The organism is Synechococcus sp. CS-197, assembly GCF_025128215.1.
In the GTDB taxonomy this organism is placed as follows: Bacteria; Cyanobacteriota; Cyanobacteriia; order PCC-6307; family Cyanobiaceae; genus Synechococcus_C.
This window is the reverse complement of the sequence record NZ_JAHLZC010000009.1, coordinates 127,251-148,769: the sequence shown is the minus strand read 5'-3', so window position 1 is coordinate 148,769 and position 21,519 is coordinate 127,251. Positions and strand designations below refer to the sequence as shown.

General features: G+C 64.5%; 18 protein-coding genes, 1 tRNA gene and 1 other RNA gene. 11 read left to right on the top strand and 9 right to left on the bottom strand.

Features of this window, described 5'->3' with window-relative positions; translation table 11 throughout:
* Nucleotides 1-21: 21 nt before the first annotated feature.
* Nucleotides 22-419, bottom strand: an RNA gene (gene rnpB / locus KQ296_RS03080) — RNase P RNA component class A.
* Between the two features lie 22 nt (nt 420-441).
* On the opposite strand from rnpB, the gene KQ296_RS03075 reads away from it, so the two are divergent.
* From KQ296_RS03075 to KQ296_RS03065, 3 genes are all read left to right on the top strand, one after another.
* Nucleotides 442-515 (top strand) — tRNA-Arg (locus KQ296_RS03075).
* A gap of 95 nt (nt 516-610) precedes the next feature.
* Nucleotides 611-964, top strand: coding sequence for a hypothetical protein (locus tag KQ296_RS03070; protein ID WP_011932135.1), 354 nt, complete (start codon nt 611-613; stop codon nt 962-964).
* Between the two features lie 37 nt (nt 965-1,001).
* On the top strand, nt 1,002-1,457 hold the full coding sequence (locus tag KQ296_RS03065) for a hypothetical protein (protein ID WP_011932136.1): 456 nt from the start codon (nt 1,002-1,004) through the stop codon (nt 1,455-1,457).
* Here KQ296_RS03065 and KQ296_RS03060 read toward each other — a convergent pair.
* The 3 genes from KQ296_RS03060 to KQ296_RS03050 are packed head-to-tail and all read right to left on the bottom strand — an operon-like array spanning nt 1,440 to nt 7,523.
* The gene (locus KQ296_RS03060; protein WP_011932137.1) at nt 1,440-2,498 is read right to left on the bottom strand and encodes an acetate/propionate family kinase; all 1,059 of its coding nucleotides are present in this window, start codon (nt 2,496-2,498) and stop codon (nt 1,440-1,442) included. The genes KQ296_RS03065 and KQ296_RS03060 overlap by 18 nt on opposite strands.
* A gap of 10 nt (nt 2,499-2,508) precedes the next feature.
* Nucleotides 2,509-5,031: a glycogen/starch/alpha-glucan phosphorylase gene (locus KQ296_RS03055; protein WP_011932138.1), complete on the bottom strand. Its 2,523-nt coding sequence runs from the start codon at nt 5,029-5,031 to the stop codon at nt 2,509-2,511.
* Between the two features lie 56 nt (nt 5,032-5,087).
* Entirely contained in the window at nt 5,088-7,523 is a 2,436-nt protein-coding gene (locus KQ296_RS03050; protein ID WP_011932139.1) for a phosphoketolase, read from the bottom strand.
* Between the two features lie 174 nt (nt 7,524-7,697).
* Between KQ296_RS03050 and KQ296_RS03045 the strand changes: the two genes are divergently transcribed.
* Complete coding sequence (locus KQ296_RS03045; RefSeq protein WP_011932140.1) at nt 7,698-9,092, top strand: cation:proton antiporter; 1,395 nt, start codon at nt 7,698-7,700, stop codon at nt 9,090-9,092.
* On the opposite strand, the gene KQ296_RS03040 is transcribed toward KQ296_RS03045, so the two are convergent.
* On the bottom strand, nt 9,089-9,394 hold the full coding sequence (locus KQ296_RS03040) for a hypothetical protein (protein WP_011932141.1): 306 nt from the start codon (nt 9,392-9,394) through the stop codon (nt 9,089-9,091). The two genes, KQ296_RS03045 and KQ296_RS03040, sit on opposite strands and share 4 nt — an antisense overlap.
* 70 nt (nt 9,395-9,464) lie before the next feature.
* Between KQ296_RS03040 and KQ296_RS03035 the strand changes: the two genes are divergently transcribed.
* The gene (locus KQ296_RS03035; protein ID WP_011932142.1) at nt 9,465-10,397 is read left to right on the top strand and encodes an alpha/beta fold hydrolase; all 933 of its coding nucleotides are present in this window, start codon (nt 9,465-9,467) and stop codon (nt 10,395-10,397) included.
* A 36-nt stretch (nt 10,398-10,433) separates the two neighbouring features.
* Nucleotides 10,434-11,291: a galactose mutarotase gene (locus KQ296_RS03030; protein ID WP_041428329.1), complete on the top strand. Its 858-nt coding sequence runs from the start codon at nt 10,434-10,436 to the stop codon at nt 11,289-11,291.
* Nucleotides 11,292-11,298: 7 nt separating this feature from the next.
* Here the strand turns inward: KQ296_RS03030 and KQ296_RS03025 are convergent, their stop codons facing one another.
* A complete protein-coding gene (locus KQ296_RS03025) occupies nt 11,299-12,504 on the bottom strand; it encodes an FAD-binding oxidoreductase (RefSeq protein WP_011932144.1) in 1,206 nt (401 codons plus the stop codon).
* Nucleotides 12,505-12,553: 49 nt separating this feature from the next.
* Between KQ296_RS03025 and KQ296_RS03020 the strand changes: the two genes are divergently transcribed.
* Nucleotides 12,554-13,972 (top strand): four-carbon acid sugar kinase family protein, encoded by a 1,419-nt coding sequence (locus KQ296_RS03020; RefSeq protein WP_011932145.1) that lies wholly within the window; start codon nt 12,554-12,556, stop codon nt 13,970-13,972.
* Here KQ296_RS03020 and KQ296_RS03015 read toward each other — a convergent pair.
* Both KQ296_RS03015 and KQ296_RS03010 read right to left on the bottom strand, forming a co-directional pair.
* Nucleotides 13,955-15,295: a (Fe-S)-binding protein gene (locus KQ296_RS03015; protein ID WP_011932146.1), complete on the bottom strand. Its 1,341-nt coding sequence runs from the start codon at nt 15,293-15,295 to the stop codon at nt 13,955-13,957. The genes KQ296_RS03020 and KQ296_RS03015 overlap by 18 nt on opposite strands.
* Nucleotides 15,296-15,328: 33 nt before the next feature.
* Entirely contained in the window at nt 15,329-16,753 is a 1,425-nt protein-coding gene (locus tag KQ296_RS03010) for an NADP-dependent isocitrate dehydrogenase (RefSeq protein WP_011932147.1), read from the bottom strand.
* Between the two features lie 91 nt (nt 16,754-16,844).
* On the opposite strand from KQ296_RS03010, the gene KQ296_RS03005 reads away from it, so the two are divergent.
* Nucleotides 16,845-17,801 carry a glycosyltransferase family 2 protein gene (locus KQ296_RS03005; protein WP_011932148.1) on the top strand — a complete coding sequence of 319 codons (957 nt, stop codon included), beginning with the start codon at nt 16,845-16,847 and terminating at the stop codon, nt 17,799-17,801.
* Here the strand turns inward: KQ296_RS03005 and KQ296_RS03000 are convergent.
* Nucleotides 17,770-19,074, bottom strand: a complete 1,305-nt coding sequence (locus KQ296_RS03000; protein WP_011932149.1) for a ChbG/HpnK family deacetylase — start codon at nt 19,072-19,074, stop codon at nt 17,770-17,772. The two genes, KQ296_RS03005 and KQ296_RS03000, sit on opposite strands and share 32 nt — an antisense overlap.
* A 71-nt stretch (nt 19,075-19,145) precedes the next feature.
* Between KQ296_RS03000 and KQ296_RS02995 the strand changes: the two genes are divergently transcribed.
* The 3 genes from KQ296_RS02995 (at nt 19,146) to KQ296_RS02985 (ending at nt 21,451) form a co-directional block, all read left to right on the top strand.
* Complete coding sequence (locus KQ296_RS02995; protein ID WP_041428330.1) at nt 19,146-19,598, top strand: hypothetical protein; 453 nt, start codon at nt 19,146-19,148, stop codon at nt 19,596-19,598.
* 75 nt (nt 19,599-19,673) lie between these two features.
* Complete coding sequence (locus tag KQ296_RS02990; RefSeq protein ID WP_011932151.1) at nt 19,674-20,387, top strand: heme oxygenase (biliverdin-producing); 714 nt, start codon at nt 19,674-19,676, stop codon at nt 20,385-20,387.
* Entirely contained in the window at nt 20,384-21,451 is a 1,068-nt protein-coding gene (locus KQ296_RS02985) for a glycosyltransferase (protein WP_011932152.1), read from the top strand. Before KQ296_RS02990 ends, KQ296_RS02985 begins: the two co-directional genes overlap by 4 nt.
* Nucleotides 21,452-21,519: the final 68 nt, after the last annotated feature.

Sequence of the window (21,519 nt, the reverse complement as noted above, 5' to 3'; positions counted from 1 at the left end):
GCTGTTCCTGCGCCTTGAAAGGGGTGAAAGCAGGACATAAGCCGGGTTCTGTTCTCCCTTCCGCGGAAGGGGGGTGATCATCTATCTGGGATCGCCGTTACCGACGACCTCGAGCGGCTCACAAAGGCGGAACGGGGATGATGGCCACCCGTTGTTCCTGGGCCTTGCTCCCGGCCGGGGTTTACCGAGCCAGCACCTCTCGATGCTGCTGGTGCGCTCTTACCGCACCTTTGCACCCTTGCCTGTGCCAAAGGGATTGCTCCCATGGGGCCATCGGCGGTGTGTTTCTGTGGCACTCTCCTCACGGTCACCCGCACTGGGCGTTACCCAGCAAGCCTGGCCATCGGGGAGCCCGGACTTTCCTCAACCTCGCCTGTGCACGAAGCCCAGGGTTGGTCGCGATCACCTCGCCTGCTTTCAAACCCCATAATGAAGCGTGATGGGGCTGTAGCTCAGCCGGATAGAGCGACGGTTTCCTAAACCGTAGGTCGTGGGTTCGAGTCCCGCCAGCCCCGTGAGATTGAACAGCGGCGCCGGTAGTCACTACTACATTTAGTGGGGTGGCCAGACGGCACGCTCCCGCTAGCGTTGCAGCAACGAATCCGGAACCATGACCCAGCTTCACGATCTGCGGTTAAGGCTTCTTGTTCAGCAGGAGAGCGAGCGCATCGCCGACTCCCAGCCTGCTGACCTTGATCTGTCGGTGGTTCAAGCCCGTTGCCTCTGCTGGCTGGCTCTGCTGGCTGAAGCCCATGAGGATCAGGCCAGTGATGCTGAGCGCCGCGGTGATACGGAACAGGCCATGGGTTGGTTTGCCGACTCCATGCGCTTGCGCGATGTGATCCAGGTCGTCACCTCCATTGAGATTCCCCTGCCAGGCGTTGTCGATGGCGATGACGATCGCCGCGACGGTCATGGTGGCGACGACGGCGGATTTTCCTCGGAGCCACCGCTGGCGGCCTGATCAGGTGTCATGATGAAGTTTGAGCTGTGGGTCGTCGGTGCCAGAAGAGCCCTGTCAATGCCCGGATTGTCAACGCTTCTACCGGGAGCATGACCGGCTGATCCGGGAGAATCCAACCTTGCGTCAGCAACAGGAGCTGAGCTGGGCGGCCCTCCAGTCGTTCCGCACCCTCTCAGGCCGGGTGCTCGAAGATCTCCAGAAGCAGCACGGACCTCGCCCCAGCGACGGCCAGGTGCATGCCACCCCCGTTGGTGGCGGCGATGAACCCACCGACGCCCTTCAGCAGGCCATGGCCGATCTGGAGAACATCAACGCTCACTTGTTTTCGATTGAGGCCTTGATGGAGCGCATCTTTGATGTGCGCGTGCCCGAGGACATCGAGCAGAAATTCCGTGAACTGGCCGGCGAGCTGGCCCCCGATCCTCTCAATGCCGATCGGCTGCGTCTCAACCGCCTGCTGCACCAAACCCCGGATCTACCCGACCGCGGCTGAGCGCCGGCAGAGCAGGGCGATCATCCCTTCCTCATCGGCTGGCACGATCACCATCTCCAGGTTGGGCAACCAGCTCAGGGCGTCTGTAAGTTCCGCTCGCAGGGCTTGATCGTGTTCGCCGATTCCTCCGGTGAGTGCCAGCACATCCACGCCCCGCAGGCTGGCGGCCATGGCGCCGATCAGCTGCAGTAAACGCTGCCGGAACACATCCAGCGCCAGCTGCGCTCCCTGGTGGCCTGCCGCCGCCTGCTCGCGGATCTCACGCATGTCGCCGCTCAGGCCGGAGAGCCCCTTCAGGCCTGCCTGCTTCTGCAGCAGGTGTGACAGCTCGGCTTCGCCCATGCCGTCGCGCAGGAGTTCCAGCAGCAGCCCCGGATCCACGCTGCCGCTGCGGCTGGCCATCACCAGCCCCTCCAATGGTGTGTAGCCCATGGTGGTGTCGATGCAGCGTCCGCCCCGGATCGCGGCCAACGAGGCTCCGGCTCCGAGGTGGGCGCTGATCAGGCGCAGCTTGTTGGCATCCCGGCCCTGTTGCTGCCACTGGGCTGCCACGGTGTCAGCCACATGCTGGTGGTTGATGCCATGGAAGCCGAAGCGCCGGAAGCCCCGCTGGCGCAGCTCGGCTGGCAAGGCATAGGTACTGGCCGCCGCCGGCAGGGTGCTGTGGAAGGCGGTATCAAAACAGGCCCATTGGGGCAGATCTGGCGCCCAGCCGCGCGCCCAGGCCAGACCCTTCAGGGCCGGGGGATTGTGCAGCGGAGCCAGGGGCACCAGCTCCTCCAGGGTGGCTTCCAGCGCCGCATCGATGCGGGTGGGAGCGGTGAAACGCTCGCCGCCATGCACCACCCGGTGGCCTACCAGGGTGATTCCCTCGCGATAGGGCGCCAGTTCGGGCTCCAGCCAGCGGCTCAGCACTCCATCCAGGCTCTCCTCTGGCTGCAGGCTGCGCCCGCTGTGCCAAGGAAAGGCCCCGGTGGAGTCCACCAGGGCCGCCTTCAGGCTGGAGCTGCCGAGATTGATGACCAGCGCCAGGTCTTGCATCCGTGGGGCCTCAGCGCACGTCGCAGGTGATCTCCACCGGCATCGCCTCCACCTTCCAGATGTCGCGGCAGTAGTCGCGGATCGAGCGGTCGGAGGAGAAGAAGCCGCTGCGGGCCGTGTTCAGCAGGCTCATGCGGTTCCAGTGCATGCGGTCCGTCCAGGCACGGCTCACGGCGTCCTGCGCCCGCAGGTAGTCGGCGAAGTCGGCCATCACGAAGAAGGGGTCATTGCCGGTGAGGTTGTCGAGCAGCGGGCGGAACAGCTCGCCGTCGCCGTTGCTGAAGTGACCGATCTCCACCAGGCGGATGGCTTCCGCCAGCTCGGGGAGCGATTGGATCACCTCCCAGGGGCGATAGCCGCCCTGCTTGAGGGCCGCGATCTCCTCCACCGTTTTGCCGAACAGGAAGAAGTTCTCACCACCCACAAGCTCCCGGATCTCCACATTGGCGCCATCGAGGGTGCCGATGGTGAGGGCGCCGTTCATGGCGAACTTCATGTTGCCGGTGCCCGAGGCTTCCTTGCCCGCCGTGGAGATCTGCTCGGATAGATCCGAGGCAGGATACACCTGTTCGCCGAGTTTCACGTTGTAATCGGGCAGGAACACCACCCGCAGGCGGCCGTCCATGTCGGGGTCGGCATTGATCGTTTCGGCGATGCCGTTGATGAAGCGGATGATCAGCTTGGCCATGTAGTAGCCGGGAGCCGCCTTGCCGCCGAAGATCACCGTGCGCGGGGCCATGCCCTCGGCCTGGCCGTTCTTGATGCGCAGGTACTGGGTGATCACCTGCAGGGCATTGAGGTGCTGGCGCTTGTACTCGTGGATGCGCTTCACCTGCACGTCGAACAGGCTGGAGGGATCCACCAGCACGCCGGTGTTGCGGTGGATGTAGCCCGAAAGCTTGCGCTTCACCGAGAGCTTGGTGTTGCCCCAGTGCTCCAGGAAGCCGTGGTCATGCTGACGCTCCTCGAGGCGGCGCAGCTGCTCCATGTCGGTGATCCAACCTTGGCCCACATGCTCATCGAGCAGGGTTGAGAGCTCGGGGTTGGAGAGAGCCACCCAGCGGCGCGGCGTCACGCCATTGGTCACGTTGGTGAACTTCTCCGGCCAGAGTTCGGCGAACTCCGGCATCAGCTGTTCACGCACCAGATCGGAGTGCAGCGCGGCCACGCCATTCACATGGTGGGCGCCGATGGTGGCCAGGTGGGCCATGCGCACGGCCTTGCCGCCGTCTTCATCGATGATCGAGAGCTTGCGCTGGATGGCGTCATTGCCTGGGTAGCGCAAGCGCACCTGTTGCAGGAAGCGGCGGTTGATCTCGTAGATCAGCTCCAGGTGGCGGGGCAGCAGGCTGCTGAACAGGTTCAGGTCCCACTTCTCGAGGGCTTCCGGCAGCAGGGTGTGGTTGGTGTAGGCCACCGAGCGGGTGGTGATGTCCCAGGCCTTCTCCCACTCCAGGTGGCGGTCGTCGATCAGCAGGCGCATCAGCTCCGCCACGGCGATGGCGGGGTGGGTGTCGTTGAGCTGAACGGTCCAGTACTCGGGGAAGTTCTCCACCGACAGGCCGCGGCTGTCGAGGCTGCGCAGCATGTCCTGCAGGGAGCAGCTCACGAAGAAGTGCTGCTGCTTGAGGCGCAGGCGGCGACCTTCATCGGTGCCGTCGTTGGGATACAGCACCTTGGAGAGGGTTTCACTGCCCACCTTCTCTTCCACGGCGCCGTAGTAATCGCCGATGTTGAAGGCGTAGAAATCGAAGCTTTCGGTGGCATCGGCCCGCCACAGGCGCAGGCGGTCGCAGGTGTTCACGCGGTAGCCCAGCACGGGCACGTCGTGGGGAACGCCGATGGCGTGCTCCGACGGAATCCAGCGGGAGCGGTAGCTGCCCTTGTCGTCGATGTAGCTCTCCGTGCGGCCGCCGAAGCCCACGAAGCAGGCCTGGTCGGGCTGGGGCAGTTCCCAGGGCCAGCCGCCCTTGAGCCACTTGTCGGTGACTTCCACCTGCCAGCCATCGCGGATCAGCTGGTCGAAGATGCCGAACTCATAGCGGATGCCGTAGCCGGTGGCTGGGATCTCCAGGCTGGCCAGCGACTCCATGTAGCAGGCGGCCAGACGGCCCAGGCCGCCATTGCCCAATCCGGGCTCTTCCTCCACCTCCAGGATCTGCTGCAGGGATTCGATGCCGAAGCGCTTGAGCGCTTCTTCCGCTTCCTTCTGGATGCCCAGGTTCAGCAGGTTGTTGGCCAGCTGAGGGCCGATCAGGAACTCGGCGGAGAGGTAGGCCACCGTGCGTTGCGGTCTGGCGCGGATCGCCTCCTTGCTGGCGAGGAAGCGGGTCATCAGACGGTCGCGCACCGCATAGCTCAGGGCCATGTAGAGGTCATGACGGCTGGCGGAGGGCGCGAGCTTGCCCAGGGTGAAGAACAGGTGCTCGGTCATGCCGTCGAAGACGGATTCGGCATCCAGGCCGGCCCGTTCGGGATCGGCATAACAGCCGGGGGTGGGCAGGCGCAGGTCGAGGGGCTGGGAGGTGCTCATGGCAGGTGGGGAAAAGGGTGAAAACGTGGAATTGAGGTCTGGATCAGCGCTGCGGTTCAGACGTTGCAGGAGCTGCGGCCCAGGCTCCAGCGCCAGTTGTTGATCTCGGGCGCATCGGTGCCGTGCTCATGGGCATAGGCGCGGTGCTTATGGATCTCGTCTTTCATTTGCTCTTTCACGTGGGCGGCCCGGGATCCGAGCGATTCCACCCGGTCGATCACATCGATCACCAGGTTGAAGCGGTCGATCTGGTTGCAGATGGCGAGCTCCAGCGGGGTGTTGATGTTGCCCTGCTCCTTGTAACCACGCACGTGGAAGTTGTTGTGGTTCGGGCGGTTGTAGGTGAGGCGGTGGATCAGCCAGGGATAGCCGTGGAAGTTGAAGATCACCGGTTTGTCGGGTGTGAACAGGCTTTCGAAGTCCCGGTCACTGAGGCCGTGGGGGTGGTCCTTCGGGTTGGCCATGGCGAACAGCTTCACCACGTTCACGTAGCGAACCTTGAGATGGGGGATTTCTGAACGCAGAATCTCGATCGCCGCCAGGCATTCCTTGGTGGGGATGTCGCCGGCGGAGGCGAGCACCACGTCGGGCTCGTCCGGATCGATGCCGCAGTTGTCGTTGCAGGCCCACTCCCAGATGCCGGCGCCTTTGGCCACATGGCGGCGGGCCTCATCGAGCGTGAGGTACTGCAGATGCTTCTGCTTGTCCGACACGATGATGTTGGCCACATCAGTTTCGGTGAGCGCCTTTTCGGCCACGGCCAGCAGGCTGTTGGCATCGGCCGGCAGATACACGCGGGTGATGCTGCCCTTCTTGTTGCCGGCCAGATCCATGAAGCCGGGATCCTGGTGGGTGAAGCCGTTGTGGTCCTGACGCCACACGGTGGAAGAGATCAGGCAATTCCAGGGAGCGATCGGCGCTCTCCAGGGAATCTCCTCGCAGTGCTCCAGCCATTTGCAGTGCTGGTTGTACATCGAGGCCACCACGTGGGCGAAGGCCTCGTAGGTGTGGAAGAAGCCGTAGCGGCCGGTGAGCAGGTAGCCATCCATCATTCCCACCAGGGTGTGTTCGGAGAGCATCTCCACCACGGCGCCGTCGCGGGACAGCTCGCTGCCGTTGAGGTCTTCAGGCAGGAAGTTCGCCATCCACGCTTTCTTGGTGGTTTCGTACACGGCCTGAAGGCGGTTGGAGGCCGTTTCGTCCGGGCCGAAGAGGCGATAACCGCCGGGGTTGTTGCTGATCAGATCGCGGATCAGTTCACCCAGGGGGTAGGTGTTCTCCTTCTCCGTTGTGCCGGGGATCTCCACGGGCACTTCGTAGTTGCGCAGCTCCGGGAAGCGCAGATCCTTGCGCAACACCCCACCGTTGGTGTGGGGGTTGGAACCCATGCGCCGGTCTCCTTTGGGGGATAACGCCCGGATCTCTTCGCGCACGGCACCGCTGTCATCAAAGAGCTCCCAGGGGCGGTAGCTCTTCATCCAGTCCTCCAGCAGCTGCAGGTGATCGGGGTTGGTTTTCACATCGCCGATCGGCACCTGGTGGGAGCGCCAGAAGTTTTCGATCTTCTTGCCGTCGAGTTCCTGCGGGCCGGTCCAGCCCTTGGGGGAGCGGAGCACGATCATCGGCCAGCGGGGGCGGAAGGCCTCACCGCTGCTGCGGGCCTGCTCCTGGATGGCCCGGATCTCGAGCACGGCCTGCTCCATGGCCACCGCCATCTTGCGGTGCATCTCCATTGGATCGCAGCCTTCCACGAAGATCGGCGTCCAGCCCAGCCCGCGGAAGAGGCTGTCCAGCTCTTCGTGGTCGATGCGGCTGAGGATGGTGGGGTTGGCGATCTTGTAGCCGTTGAGGTGCAGCACCGGCAGCACGGCACCGTCTTTGATCGGGTTGAGGAATTTGTTGATGTGCCAGCTGGTGGCCAAAGGGCCGGTTTCCGCCTCGCCGTCACCGACGCAAGCGACAGTGATTAGCTCCGGGTTGTCGAACACCGATCCAGCCGCATGGGAGAGCACGTAGCCGAGTTCACCACCCTCGTGAATCGAGCCGGGCATCTCCGCGGTGCAGTGGCTGCCGATGTGTCCCGGGAAGGAGAACATCTTGAAGAACTTCTTCAGGCCGGTTTCGTCCAGCGACTTGTCGGGATAGCGCTCGCTGTAGCTGCCGTCGATGTACACCGGCCCGCGGGCGCCGGGGGCGCCATGGCCTGGACCAGACATGTAGATCATGTCCAGGTCGTAGGCCTTGATCAGGCGGTTGGCGTGGGTCCAGATGAAGGCCTGGCCTGGGCTGGAGCCCCAGTGGCCCAGAAGCCGATTCTTGATGTGCTCAGGCCGCAGCGGCTCCCGCAGCAGCGGATTGTCCTGCAGATAGATCATTCCCACCGCCAGGTAGTTGGCGGCCCGCCAGTAGGCATCAAGGCGCTGCAGTTCGTCGTCCGCTGGCGCCTGAAGGTGTTCAGAGCCTGAGAGATGCAGGAGGGGGGTGACCGTCATGCGCGCCCGTAGAGCAACTTGGTGGTACGCGGAAGGTAGCCAGCGCAATCAAGGGCGTTCGTTAAGAACCGCACATCCGCACCGTGGCCCATCGCACGTCGGTTCGGCAGGGGTGCATGCGGTGCAAAACCCCGTTTACGGATAAGGTCCGCGGGAGAGGCCCGTACAAGTCCGATGCTCGCTGCTGCGATGCCGCCCCTGCTGATGCCCTTGCTTGGGGAAATTTCTGCCCACGATCTTGAAATGGCCGAAACCCTGATCGGGGTGGCCCGTTTCGCCCTGATCTTCGTGGCCGCGCGCGTGCTGGCGGAGGTGCTGGTGCGCCTTCAGCTGCCCACGATCCTTGGGGAACTGCTCGCCGGGGTGTTGATCGGTGCCTCTGGTTTGCACCTGTTGGTGCCGCCAGAAACGCAAGTGGAGCTCAGCAATGGGGTGATCAGCCTGGTGAGCGGCCTGGTGAATGTCCCCCCGGATGCTGTGCCGGAGATCTACAACGAGAGCTTCCCCTCGCTGGAAGCGGTGGCCGAGCTCGGGCTTTACGCCCTGCTCTTTCTCACCGGCCTGGAGAGTGAACTGGAGGAGCTGATCGCCGTTGGCGCCCAGGCGTTCACCGTGGCTGTGGCGGGTGTGGTGCTCCCCTTTGCCTTTGGCACCTGGGGACTGATGGCCATCTTCCATGTGGATGCCATTCCGGCGATCTTTGCCGGCGCCTCGATGACGGCCACGAGCATCGGCATCACGGCCAGCGTGTTCGGTGAACTGGGCTTCCTCAAAACCCGGGAGGGGCAGATTGTGATCGGTGCGGCCGTGCTCGACGACATCCTCGGCATCGTGATCCTGGCCGTGGTGGTGGCTCTGGCCTCCGGCGGCAACCTGGAAATCGGCCCGATCGTGAAGCTCGTGGCTGCGGCGGCAGTGTTCGTGGTGGCTGCCATTGGCCTCAGCCGCACCGCCGCTCCGGCCTTCGATTGGATGATCGACAAGCTCAAGGCACCCGGTGAGGTGCTGGTTGCGTCGTTTGTGATCCTGGCCCTGAGCTGCTTCACCGCCACGGCCATCGGCCTTGAAGCTGCTCTCGGCGCGTTCGCGGCAGGTCTGATTCTCAGCAGCTCCAAACACAATCACGCCATTCAGCAGGCGGTGCTGCCGATCGTGACCCTGTTCGCCACCATCTTCTTTGTGCTGGTGGGCGCCGGTATGGATCTTTCGGTGATCAATCCGTCTGACCCCTCCAGCCGCACGGCGCTGGTGGTCGCTGGCTTCCTGTTTGTGGTTGCTGTGATCGGCAAGATTGCCGCCGGCTGGGCCTTCCTCAGCAAGCAGCCCACCCGCCGCTTGGTGGTGGGTCTGGGGATGATGCCCCGCGGCGAAGTGGGCCTGATCTTCCTGGGTCTGGGCACTAGCGCCAAGCTGCTGTCCCCCTCGCTGGAGGCCGCCATCCTCTTAATGGTGATCGGCACCACCTTCCTGGCGCCGGTGCTGCTGCGCCTCGTGCTCGGGGGCAATAAGCCCGATGACGACGACAGCGTCAGCGATGACGTGGCTGCCGAGCCGGTGGGCCTGCTCTAACGCCGGGCCAGGCTGATAAACAACCCCCAACCGATGCTGATCAACGCCAGGCTGGAGGCCCAGCCTGGTCCGAGGGCCCAGGCCAGGATCAGCTGCGTTACCACTCCCACGGCCAAGGCCAGGAGCAGGCTGCTGATCACGAGGGCGGCCTGACGCCACGATTCATTCAGCGGGCCCCCTTCCAGGCTCGCTTCAAACCGGCTCAAGGGTCCGCTGAGCGGAAGGTAGAGGGCCAACGCCCAGAACAATCCACCGCTGAGGGTGGCTCCCTGAAGCAATGGGCTGACGCTGTCGTCGTACATCGCAGGTCTGGCGGCCCGGTGGACCACCGCAAGAACGGGATGCCTAGCATCGCGGCCCGAAGCGGTAGGTGTGGTGAGCAACGACCAGGCAGCGTGGTGGCAGTTCCGGGGCCATGCCGTGCACGGTCTGTGCGCGGGTGACGACCCGGCCCAGAACCCCCAGGTGAAGGAGCGCCCTGCCCTGCTCTTGGTGCATGGTTTCGGTGCCTCCACGGATCACTGGCGGCACAACATTCCTGTGCTGGCTCAGACCCATGAAGTGCATGCCGTGGATCTGCTCGGGTTCGGACGCAGCGCCAAACCCGCAGCACTCAGCTATGGCGGTGCGCTCTGGCGCGATCAGCTGGTGGCGTATGTGCAGGAGCGCATTGGCCGCCCCACGGTGATCGCCGGCAATTCCCTGGGGGGCTTTGCCGCCTTGGCGGCCGGTGCCGCGCTTGGAGACCAGGCCGCTGGGGTGGTGCTGCTCAATGCCGCAGGTCCCTTCAGCGACGAACAGACCGCCAGCCCGGGGGGGTGGGGGGCGATCGCCCGGCGCACCATCGGTTCTGCCTTGCTGAAGAGTCCGGTGCTGCAGCGGTTGTTGTTTGAAAATCTGCGTCGGCCCGCCACCATCCGCCGCACCCTGAGGCAGGTGTACATCGACAAGACCAATGTGGATGATTGGCTCGTGGAGTCGATCCGCCGCCCGTCGCTGGATCCGGGAGCCTTCGGGGTGTTCCGCACCGTGTTCGACATCCCTCGCGGCCAGCCCCTCGATGAGCTGTTTGCCCACCTGCAGGCGCCGTTGCTGCTGCTGTGGGGGATCCGCGATCCCTGGATCAATGCCGCCGGACGGCGCTCGAGCTTCCAGCGCCATGCTCCGGAGAACACCACCGAAGTGGTGCTCGACGCCGGCCATTGCCCCCACGATGAGGTTCCCGATCAGGTGAACCGGGCCTTGCTGGACTGGCTGGCAGCCCGTGTTGGCGAGAACACCTTGGATCCGCAGCCAGCCCGGTAATTTCCGGCCAATCTTGGGTGTGCAAGTCCTGTGGCCATGACCTTTCGCCAGCAGTCCGCTCCCTACGCCCACTGGGAGTATGTGCATCCCAGCAGTGGCGATCGTTTGCGCATCGTGCCGGAGCGCGGCGGTTTGGTGAGTGAGTGGCTCTGCAACGGCCGCGAAGTGCTCTATTTCGATCAGGAGCGCTACGCCGACCCTGCCAAGAGCATCCGCGGCGGCATTCCCGTGTTGTTCCCCATCTGCGGCAACCTGCCCGACGACAGCCTTCCTCTGGCCAGCGGCACTTACACCCTCAAGCAGCACGGTTTTGCCCGCAACCTTCCCTGGACGATCGAGCTGCTCGACGATCAAAGTGGTGTGCGGCTCAGCCTTGTCGATACGGCTGACACCCGCGCGGCCTATCCCTTCGCCTTCCGGGTGCAAATGGACGTGCGCCCTGTGGCCTCAGCGCTGGAGATCGTGACCACGGTCACGAACACGTCGGCGGAAGGCGGCGAAGCCATGCCCTTCAGCTTCGGTCTGCACCCGTATTTCAACGTGACCGATCTGGCCCGCACCACACTCGAGGGACTGGCGCCTCGCTGCCTCAATCACCTGGAGATGGCCGATGCCGAGACGGCCTCCCAGCTCAGCCGTCTGCCGGACGGCGTGGACTTCCTCACCCGTCCTGCCGGGCCGGTGACCCTGGTGGACACCGCGGCTGCCACCCGACTGCAGCTCCAGCACCACGAACCGATGGACCTCACAGTGGTGTGGACCGAACCCCCCCGCCCGATGGTGTGCCTTGAACCCTGGACGGGGCCGCGCCAATCCCTGATCAGTGGCGATCGCAAGCTGGAGCTCAACGCCGGCCAGAGCACCACTCTCACCTGCCGCTACGCGCTGAGCTGAGAACGTCTCAGCTAAGGGGTGTGGCCACCCCTGGCAGGCGGCCTCGCGCCAGTTGCAGTCTGGGGTCGAACTGTCTTTTCACGGCCTCGATCAGGGGGCGGGAGGGAGCATCCAACCAGGCCTCGAGCTCTGGCTGGTGCTCCGCCCCTGACGGTTGAATCAGCACCGTGAGCTCGCCTCCAAGGTCGCTCACGTGCCGGCGCAAGGCTGCGATCGCGTAGGCGGGGGTGGCTTGACCTTGCACCTGCCAGGCATCACCGCTGCCCCGTCCGGCACTGAGGCGCCAACACCAGCCTGGGAGTTGTTGGCAGCTGGCACTGGCCAGCAGTTCGGCGCAACGGGCTGGCGGCAGGTTGAGGCGCAGCAACCAGGCTGGATCGCATCCGGGAGCGATCGGATCAGGCAGCGGATCGCTCCAGCTCTGGCGCTCGCTGGCGAGGTGCAGCGCACCAGCCAAGGCTTCGATCTGATGGAGCTGGTCGTGCACAGCGGCATCACTGATGCTGGCCACTCCCAAGCGCAGGCAGCAGCCCTCAGCCTCGTTCTGGTCCCAGTCGATCCAGTCGGGTGTGAAGCCTCCCGCCACTACCGCCTGCCGCAGTGGCTCGAGGGCGGAGGGCTCTCCTCGCACCAGCAACTGGCCTCGCGCTCTGCGGATCGGCTGCACCCGCAAGGTCACCCCGGTGATCAGCGCCAGGCTGCCCCAGCTGCCGCAGAGCAGCCGCATCAGGTCGTAGCCGGCCACGTTTTTCACAACCCGCCCGCCAGCCTTGGCGGCAACGCCATCGCTGCGCATCAGGCTGATGCCGATCAGTTGATCGCGCACTCCCAGATGGCGCTGGCGCAAACTGCCCGAGAGTCCTCGGGCCACCAGGCCGCCCACCGTTCCGGCGCTGCTCCCCAGGTCCGCTGCCGTGCCCCAGGGCCAGTCCACCGGCAGCCACTGCCCGCGCTCGGCCAGGGCGTGCTGAAGATCGGCCAGGGGCAGCCCGGCCTCCACGGAGATCGTGAGGTCATCCACGGCGTGGTCAACGATTCCGTTCAAGCGGCGGGTGCTGATGGCCGGTCCGGCCTGCTGCAGTGGCGCTCCCCAGTGCAGGCGGGTTCCCAGCCCCGCCGGCGTCCAGGGACGGCCACTGGCATGCAGGTCGCGCACCAGGGCGCTCAGCTCGGCTTCGCTCTGCGGTTGCAGCAGCGTGTCGGAGTGGGCCACTGGTGCTGAATCAGTGATGGTCGGATCCGTTGCGCGCCATGATCGTGCCATGACCATCGTTGTGATCGACGACGATCCCACCGGGTCGCAAACGGTGCACAGCTGTCCGTTGTTGCTGCGTTGGGATGTGGACAGCCTGCGCCGGGGGCTGCGCCATCGCTCGCCGCTGCTGTTTGTGCTGGCCAACACCCGTGCCCTCGGCCCAGAGGCGGCAGCTGAGCGCAACCGGGAGATCTTGAGCGCTCTGCACCAGGCTCTGGAGGCCGAGGGCATCCCCGAGTCCCAGCTGCTGCTGGTGAGTCGGGGCGATTCCACCCTGCGCGGGCATGGCGTGCTCGAACCAACCGTGCTCGCCGACGCGTTGGCAGCCCGTTTCGGGCCCGTGGATGCCACCTTGCATGTGCCGGCCTTCCTGCCCGGGGGGCGCACCACCGTGGATGGGGTGCATCTGCTGCATGGCGAACCGGTGCACACCACGGCCTTCGCCCAAGACCGAAGCTTCGGCTTCAGCACCAGTGCTCTCGATGCCTGGCTGGAAGAAAAGAGCGGGGGAACGATTCCGGCGCAAGCGGTGCGGCGGCTGGGGGGAGACCTGCTCGATCGGGCCGCTGATGCACCCTCCGCAGGGGCTGAGGAGTTGCTGGCTTGGTTGCAGGCGCTGCAGGGCAACGTGTCGGTGGTGGTAGATGCGGAGCGCCCCGAGCAGCTGGATGCCCTCGGCGCTGCGGTGCGCCGGTTGCAGGGGCGCAAGCGTTTGTTGTTCCGCGCCGCTGCCAGCCTGATCAATGGGCTGGTGAATGCTGGCGAGGAGCCCCTGGGGCCCCAGCCCCTGTCTGCGCCTGCGCTGGCCAATCTGCGTTGCCGGGATTCAAGGGGCGTGGCCTTGCCCGGTCTGGTGCTGGTGGGGTCCCATGTGCCCCTGGCCGATGCGCAGGTGGCCGAGCTGCTCAAGGATGGCCGATGCGCCGGCCTGGAGCTTCCCGTGGCTCGGATTGCTCGGGTGCTGGAGGGGGGCACGCCGGATCTGCTGCTGGCTGATCTTGAGCAGGAGTGGGGGGAGCACCTCCAGGGCTGTCTGGCCCAGGGACGCACACCGGTGCTTTACACCAGCCGTGGTGAACTCACGTTCGGCGAGGGCGCTTCCGCTCAGCGCCGGCGCCTTCAGTTTGGTCTGTCCCTGGCCCAGCTCACCGCCAGGCTGGTGGCGGCATGCGCACCGCAGTTGGGTTATGTGATCAGCAAGGGCGGCATCACCACCGGCACCCTGCTGGCGGAGGGGCTGGCGTTGGATGCCGTCCAGCTCGAAGGCCAGTTGCTGCCTGGGTTGTCGTTGGTGCGGCCTTGGGTGCCTGCAGGGTTGCCCTGGCATGACCTGCCGATCGTGACCTTCCCGGGAAATCTGGGGGACCGCAACACCCTGGCGCAGGCTTGGCGCTTGATGGAGGCGGGTTCAGGCGGCGTCGGCTGAGGTCGTTGACTCCAGGCTCAGCCCAGCGGCGCGGGCCAGTAACTCCATCGGATGCTGCACCTCCGGCCCGTCCTGTTGCAGGTGGCGGCGCAGTTGCAGGCTGCAGCCGATGTTGGCGCTGGCGATCACGCTGGCGCCGGTGCGGCTGAGATCCTCCACCTTGAGCTGTCCCAGTTCGGCCGCTTCCTGGGGTTGCACCAGGTTGTAGATCCCGGCACTGCCGCAGCACACCCCCGCTTCCGTAGCCTCCCGCAGCTGCAGGTCGGGAATGCTGCGCAGCAACGACCGCGGCTCGCTGCTGATGCCCTGCCCATGGATCATGTGGCAGGCGTCGTGATAAGCCACGGTGATCGGCAGAGGCTGCAAAGCAGCGCGGAACGACGCCGACAGGCCCCGTGCTGCAAGAAATTCATGCACGTCGAGCACGGGGCAGGAGAAGCTGTTTTGCTCGTCACCGAGGAGTTCGCCATAGGCCTTCAGCGTGTGGCCGCAGCCCGATGCGGCCACCAGCACGGCTTCGAGCCCCTCGGGTCCTGCGGCCGCCGCGAAGCTGCGCACCAGATCACTGGCGAGGGAGCGGGTCTGCTCCATCTGTCCCTGGTGATGGCTCACCGCACCGCAGCAGCCCTGGTCGGCAGGGACCACCACCTCGAAGCCATTGGCTTGCAAAACAGCCAGGGTGGCTGCATTCACCTGAGGGTCAAAGCAGCGCTGCACGCAGCCCAACACCAGGCCCACGCGGCCGCGGCGTTCGCCTTGGGCCGCTGTCACCAGCGGGAAGCGATCGGCGAAGCCTTCCGCTGCCAGGGGCGGCAGCAGCGCTTCCATGGCTTCCAGTTGGGGCCCGAGCAGGCGGGTGAGGCCGCTGCGCCGGATCAGGGTCTGCAGCGGCCCTCCTGCATAGGCCCGCAAGGGGGTGAGCAAAGCGTGCAGGCGGCTGGGGTAAGGCAGCACTGCCAGCAGCAGCTGCCGGAAGGTCTGTTGCCAGGGGCTGCGCAGCTCCGCGCTGTTCAGTTTCGGCCGGGTGGCTTCGATCAGCTGGTCGTAGCGCACGCCGGAGGGGCAGGCGCTCACACAGGCGAAGCACCCCAGGCAACTGTCGAAGTGGGACGCCACGGTGGCATCGAGCGCGAGCTCACCCGCTTCAATCGCTTTAAGGGTGTGGATGCGGCCGCGGGGGGAATCCATCTCCGTGCCGAGCACCCGGTAGCTCGCGCAGGTGGGCAGACAGAAGCCGCAGTGCACGCAGGGGTCGGTGACACCGTCTGGCAATCCGGGGAGCCGTGAGGGCGGGGACGTCTCGGAGCTGGAACGGGCGCTCATGCGGGCAGTCTGACGGCTTTCGCGCCGTGCGGTTCAGAACCTCTCGATGATCGCTTCAGCGAAACCGCTGCAGCTCACCGGATCCACTTTGGGTTCCATCAGCCGGGCCAGGTCGTAGGTGACCTGCTTGTCGGCGATGGCGGCGCTCAGGCCCTTGGTCACCAGGTCGGCAGCCTCCTGCCAACCCAGGAATTCCAGCATCATCACGCCGCTGAGGATCACGGAACCGGGGTTGATGCGATCGAGGCCGGCGTGCTTCGGGGCGGTGCCGTGGGTGGCTTCAAAGATGGCGGCGGTTTCGCCGATGTTGGCGCCGGGGGCCATGCCCAAACCGCCCACCATGGCCGCGGCGGCATCGGAGATGTAGTCGCCGTTGAGGTTGAGGGTGGCCAGGATCGAATACTCCTGAGGCCGGGTCTGGATCTGCTGGAAAATGCTGTCGGCGATGCGGTCATCCACCAGCACCATCTGCTTCCACTTGCCGCCCCCATGGCTGCTGCCGATGGCGTCGATCACGGCCTGCACTTCGGCATCGATGTCGGCCTTCTTCTCGGGGGTGAGGCTGTCGTAGCCCGGCTCGATCATGCGGGCATTGGCCTGCACGCTCAGGCCTGGATCCTTCTCGAGGTTGCCGAGAATCCAGCTCTCCCGCTCGGTGATGCACACGTCGCGGAATTCGGTGGTGGCCAGCTCGTAGCCCCAATCGCGGAACGCTCCTTCCGTGAATTTCATGATGTTGCCCTTGTGCACCAGGGTGACGTGGCGCTTGTCGCCTTCCAGGCGCAGGGCGTGCTGAATCGCTTTGCGGATGTGGCGCTGGCTGCCGTGCTTGCTCACCGGCTTGATGCCGATGCCGGAGCCTTCGGGGATCTGGCGTTTGCCCAGCTTGCCGTTGGCGGGGATCACCACCTCGTTGAGGTGCTTGCGCAGCTCCTGACCAACGGCGTCATCGGCCTCCCACTCCACACCCATGTAGATGTCTTCGGTGTTCTCCCGGTACACAATCACGTCCAGATCCTGGGGACGCTTGTGGGGGCTGGGGGTGCCCTCGTAATACCGGCAAGGACGTACGCAGGAATACAGATCGAAGATCTGGCGCAGGGCCACGTTCAGCGAGCGGATGCCGCCACCCACGGGGGTGGTGAGGGGGCCCTTGATGGCCACGCCGTAGGTGCGGATCGCTTCGAGGGTGTCTTCGGGCAGATACTGATAGGTGCCGTAGAGGTCGCAGGCCTCATCGCCGGCATACACCTTGAACCATTCAATCGTTTTGGCTCCGCCGTAGGCCTTGGCCACGGCCGCATCCAGCACTTTCTGGGTGGCAGGCCAGATGTCAACGCCGGTGCCATCACCGCGGATGAAGGGAATGATCGGGTTGTCGGCCACCACGGGTTGGCCGTTCTCGAAGCGGATCGGTGTGCCCTGGCTGGGGGCGGTGAGCTTCTCGAACTGGGCCATGCTTGATTCGCCGCCTCGCGGCATCACTTGGTGGCGAGCCTATGACTCGAGGTGCAATCCCTACAGTTCAAGGGTCCCTGCCGCCCGTCTGATGACGACCCGTAATGGTGTGTGGGTGGTGGCAGCCTGTTTCAACGAAGAGGCTGTGATCGTCCGCTTCATCGAGCGGGTGCTGGCTGTTCCCGGTGTGGACCATCTGGTGCTGATCGACGATGGCTCCAGGGATGCCACTCGCGATCAGATCCGCACGTTCTTGGCGCAGCGCCGCAGCCTGGGCGTGCCGGTTCCGGTCACCCTGCTCGAACTCACCCGCAATTTCGGCAAGGAAGCCGCCATGCTCGCGGGCTTGGACCATGTGCGCGAGCGCTGTGAGGCGGCGGTGCTGATCGACTCCGACCTTCAGCACCCGCCCGAGTTGATCGAGGCCATGGTGTCGGAATGGCGCGCTGGGGCCGAGGTGGTGACGGCGGTGCGCGATGACCGCGATCAGGAGTCGCGTTTGAAGGTGCTGAGCGCTTCCTGGTTTTACCGGGTGTTCAACAAGGTGGTGGATTCCATCCAGCTGCAGGAAGGGGCTGGTGATTACCGCTTGCTGGATGTTGCGGTCGTGGACGCGTTCACCCGCTTGCGCGAGTCAAGCCGCTTCTCCAAAGGCCTGCTGCCCTGGACGGGCTATCGCAGTGTGGAGTTGCCTTATCAGCGCGTCAGCAGGGTGGGAGGCACGACCTCCTGGAGCCCGCTCAAGCTGATTGGCTATGCCTTCGATGGGATTTTTTCCTTTTCCGTGCTGCCTCTCAAGGTGTGGACAGGCCTCGGGGTTCTGGTCTCCGGGATCAGCCTGTTGTATGCGTTGTTAATCGCTCTGCGTACGGCTCTTGTGGGCCGCGATGTCCCCGGTTACGCCTCCTTGATGGTTGCCGTGCTGTTTCTAGGCGGCATTCAGTTGATCGGTATCGGCGTGCTCGGCGACTACATCGGCCGCATTTATGTGGAGTCGAAGGCCCGGCCGCACTACTTCATCCGCTCGATTGATCAGGGAGGGGCGTAAGCGTTGCGAGGGCGCGCCACTCTCTTTGCCGCCAAGGGGAAGCGGCGAAAGCTTGGGAGACCGTAAATCCAGCATCAGCAAGGTTTTGATCCAGGGGAGCACCGGGATGGGCCAGCAACAGTGGTGCTGTGTGCTGGGCCTTGGCGCCCAGGCTGCTGAGTTCCCTCCAGGCAGCCAGAAGCGGTGCACCCGCCATGTGCCCGGTGAACAGCACGCCAGCGAACCCCGCGTTGGTGCTCAGTCCGCAGCGCTGAAGGTGGGCTCGCGCACGCCAGCTGAGCAGCTGCAAAATCAACCACTTGAGCAGCCCTGCATCGCGGCAGGCTTGCCACCAGCAGCGCAAGGGAAGCCCGGTGGGCAAGGGTTCATCGGTGCTGCGCACCCAGGTGATGCCTGCTGAATGAGCACGGTCCAGAACAGCCTCGAGCACCACAGGCACAAGGTGGATGTGTTGGTGGCCATCCAGCGCGATGGACCCGTGCCCGCCCAAGGCTTGAAACTGTTTGATTTGCGCGTCGATTTCGCGTCTCAGTTGGGCAACAACCCTCACGCGCTCTGGATGGCGGCGCGGCAGCAGTGAGAGGAGCAGCCAGGATCCAAAAGACCGGTGCAGATGGCCTTGGCGATTCACCAGATCGGGAATCAATTCGGGGACAGCACTCGATGGTCCTTCGGTGAGGCAGAGATGGAGACAGAGCTGCAGGGTTGGCCTGTGTTCCGTCAGGGAACGCCAGGCTTCGGCGCCCTCTGCAGCGGCCGGACCGTTCACCAGAAGACTGGTCCCATCCAGCTGTCCGGCCTTCGCCAGAGCCAAAATTGCCGTGTTCGCGGCCTGGCTGAGGCCGAGATCATCGGCATGGCGGAGCGGAATCACGCGTTCCCCCTGGCGGCGCTGCAAGCTGAAGCGGGCAGCTTTCGACCAGATCAGCGCATTCAGCGCCGTTGGCGTGAACACCAGCACAGCCACTTCAGCGCCAGAGGGGAGCCATCCAGGCAGAGCCAGGGGAAGCACACCGCTGACGGTGAGGTTGACGACGTACTGAAGGATCAACCAACGGCGGGCGAAACGCTGGCCGCCGGTTTCGGGTTGGAACGTAAAGCGGGAGTGGCCGAGATAGCTCGCCAGGGATGCGGCAAGGAAGGCCAGAGGGTTGGCCAGCCATAACGGCATCAGGCCTCCGAGAACCAGCAGTGCCAGCGCATGCACGGCCGCGGCACCGACCCCAACCAGTCCGTACAGGCTGAGTCGGGTGCTGAGAGACCTCGGGATCATGGTTGCAACCGTAACGGCTGCTGGCGCGGGAGGTCATCAGCATTCAACCTGAGAACACTGATGTGAGGCGGGTGAACGCAGCCGATGCCGTGAACAGCGTGGGACTGGTGCAGGCTCTGGCCTCGGCGGTGACGCTTGTTAAGCAGCGTTTTCCTGCCGCCCGCGCCAATCTCAGCCCCTGGAGGGATGATCCCCAGACCCGTCACTGGCTGGAGGAGGAAACCCTTGATCTCTCCTTTCATTTTCCTGGCTGGAGTCCACGCCTGGAGTGCCGCAGTCTGCTCCTGCAACTGCGGCTGAAGGGTGTTGCCAAGGGCGATTCCCAGTCGCCTCCTGAGCTCCTCGGCGTGTTGATGCGAGGCATGACTTTTGATGGTGAGCGCTGGCGTCTGGCGACCATGGGCGATTGGCAGCCAGAGGGCTCCCATCTCCCTCGGCAAGAGCAGGTTCACCAGTTGCGTGAGATCTGCCGCGAGCTCTTCATTCTTTTTGAGGAATCGGCAGCGTCGGATACGGCGGCGTAACCCTTCGCAACCCTTTGCACCGTCATCACTGAAATCGCTTTTAAGGTTGCTCTCACTGTCCACGAGATCTGTCCGATGTCCGTCGCTCTCGCTTCCCAGCTCCGTGAAGGAACGAAGAAGTCGCACACCATGGCTGAAAACACCGGATTCGTGAGCTGCTTCCTGAAAGGTGTGGTGGACAAGGGCAGCTACCGCACGCTGGTGGCTGATCTCTATTTCGTGTACGCCGCGATGGAAGAGGAGATGGCACGGTTGGCCGATCACCCCGTGATCGCCCCCATCGCCTTCAGCGAACTGAACCGCCGTGAGGCCCTCGAGCAGGATCTGGCCTATTACTACGGGGCTGATTGGCTTCAGCAGATCAAGGCAACCCCTGCGGCTGAGGTGTATGTGGACCGTATCCGCCAGGTGGCCAAAGAGTCTCCGGAGCTGCTGGTGGGCCATCACTACACCCGCTACCTGGGCGACCTGTCCGGTGGGCAAATCCTCAAGAACATTGCCCAAAAAGCGATGAACCTCGGCGGGAACGACGGGCTGCACTTCTATTCCTTTCCTGAGATCGCCGACGAGAAAGCCTTTAAGACCACCTATCGCGCTGCGATGGATCAGCTGCCGATTGATCAGGCGATGGCCGATCGCATGGTGGAAGAGGCCAACCATGCCTTCCACCTGAACATGAAGATGTTCCAGGAACTGGAGGGCAACCTGGTGGCCGCGATCGGCAAGGTGCTCTTCGGCTTCCTCACTCGCCGTCAGCGTGCTGGTAGCACCGAGGCTGTGGCTGCTTGATTCCATCGGGAGCCGACGCCCAACGCATTCGGGTTCTGGTGCCAGGCACCGGGACCCGTTTTCGTTGTGGCGGATTGAGCGTTGCCTTGCAGACCGCTCGCTTGCTGTCTGATCTCAGGCCAACGCAGGTGGTGACCTACCGAGAGCGCAGTGGCTCCGAGCCGTTCCTTGCGGACGTGCTGCGGGCAGAGCCAGCTCCTGGTCAGGGTCTATGGATTGTGAGCTGGGGCTTTGATGTGCCGGCTCTGCTGCGCCGTCTGCGAGGCCGTGCTGTGCTTTACCAAGCGCACAGCACGGGGTACGGCTTTGACCTTCCCCCTGGAGTTCCTGTGGCGGCTGTGAGCCGAAACACTCTTGGGTACTGGGGAGATCGTGCTCCACGCAATCCCCTGTTTCTGCTTCCCAATGCCCTGGAGCCGCAATGGTTTGAACGCGGGGCGCGCGCGTCCCTCCAGCAAAGGGCGCGGCCCATCGATGTATTGGTGCAGCGGCGCAAAAGCAGCGCCTACGTGCTCCATCAGCTCGTGCCGGCTCTGCGGGCACAGGGACTGAAGGTTGAGGTTCAGGATGGCTGGGTCGATGATCTTGTGGCGTTGTTTAACAACGCCAGCGTGTATCTCTACGATTCCGCCGACCACTGGCGTTGTGCAGGTGTCAGTGAGGGGTTCGGCTTGCCACCGCTTGAGGCCAGCGCTTGCGGATGTGTGGTGTTCAGCAGTGTGAACCACGCACTCGCCGACATCCTCACCCCTGGGGTGATGGGACATCAATTGGGCTGTGGTTCCCTGCAGCATGATGTGGCCCGCATCAGTGCTGCTGTCGCCCGACCTGCGGACTGGCGACCCACCCCTTCGGAGATGGAGCGATTGTTGTCTCCTTACAGCGAGGACGCACTGGTAAACGGTTGGCGGCGGGTGCTCAACGAACTGGATGCTCTGATGCCCCGCCTTCAGGCTGAGCCCCCCCTGCGATCGGTGCCTCTGGCTGCTTTGCGTCGCCGTCGCTGGCTTGCTGCGGCCCGAAGGGTGGTCAATCGGTTGCCTGGCTGGCTGCCAGGGCGATGAAGGGCATCGGCTACACCCTTTAATAAAGGGGTGTTCAGGGCCAAGTCACTCCACGGATCGTGGTCGTA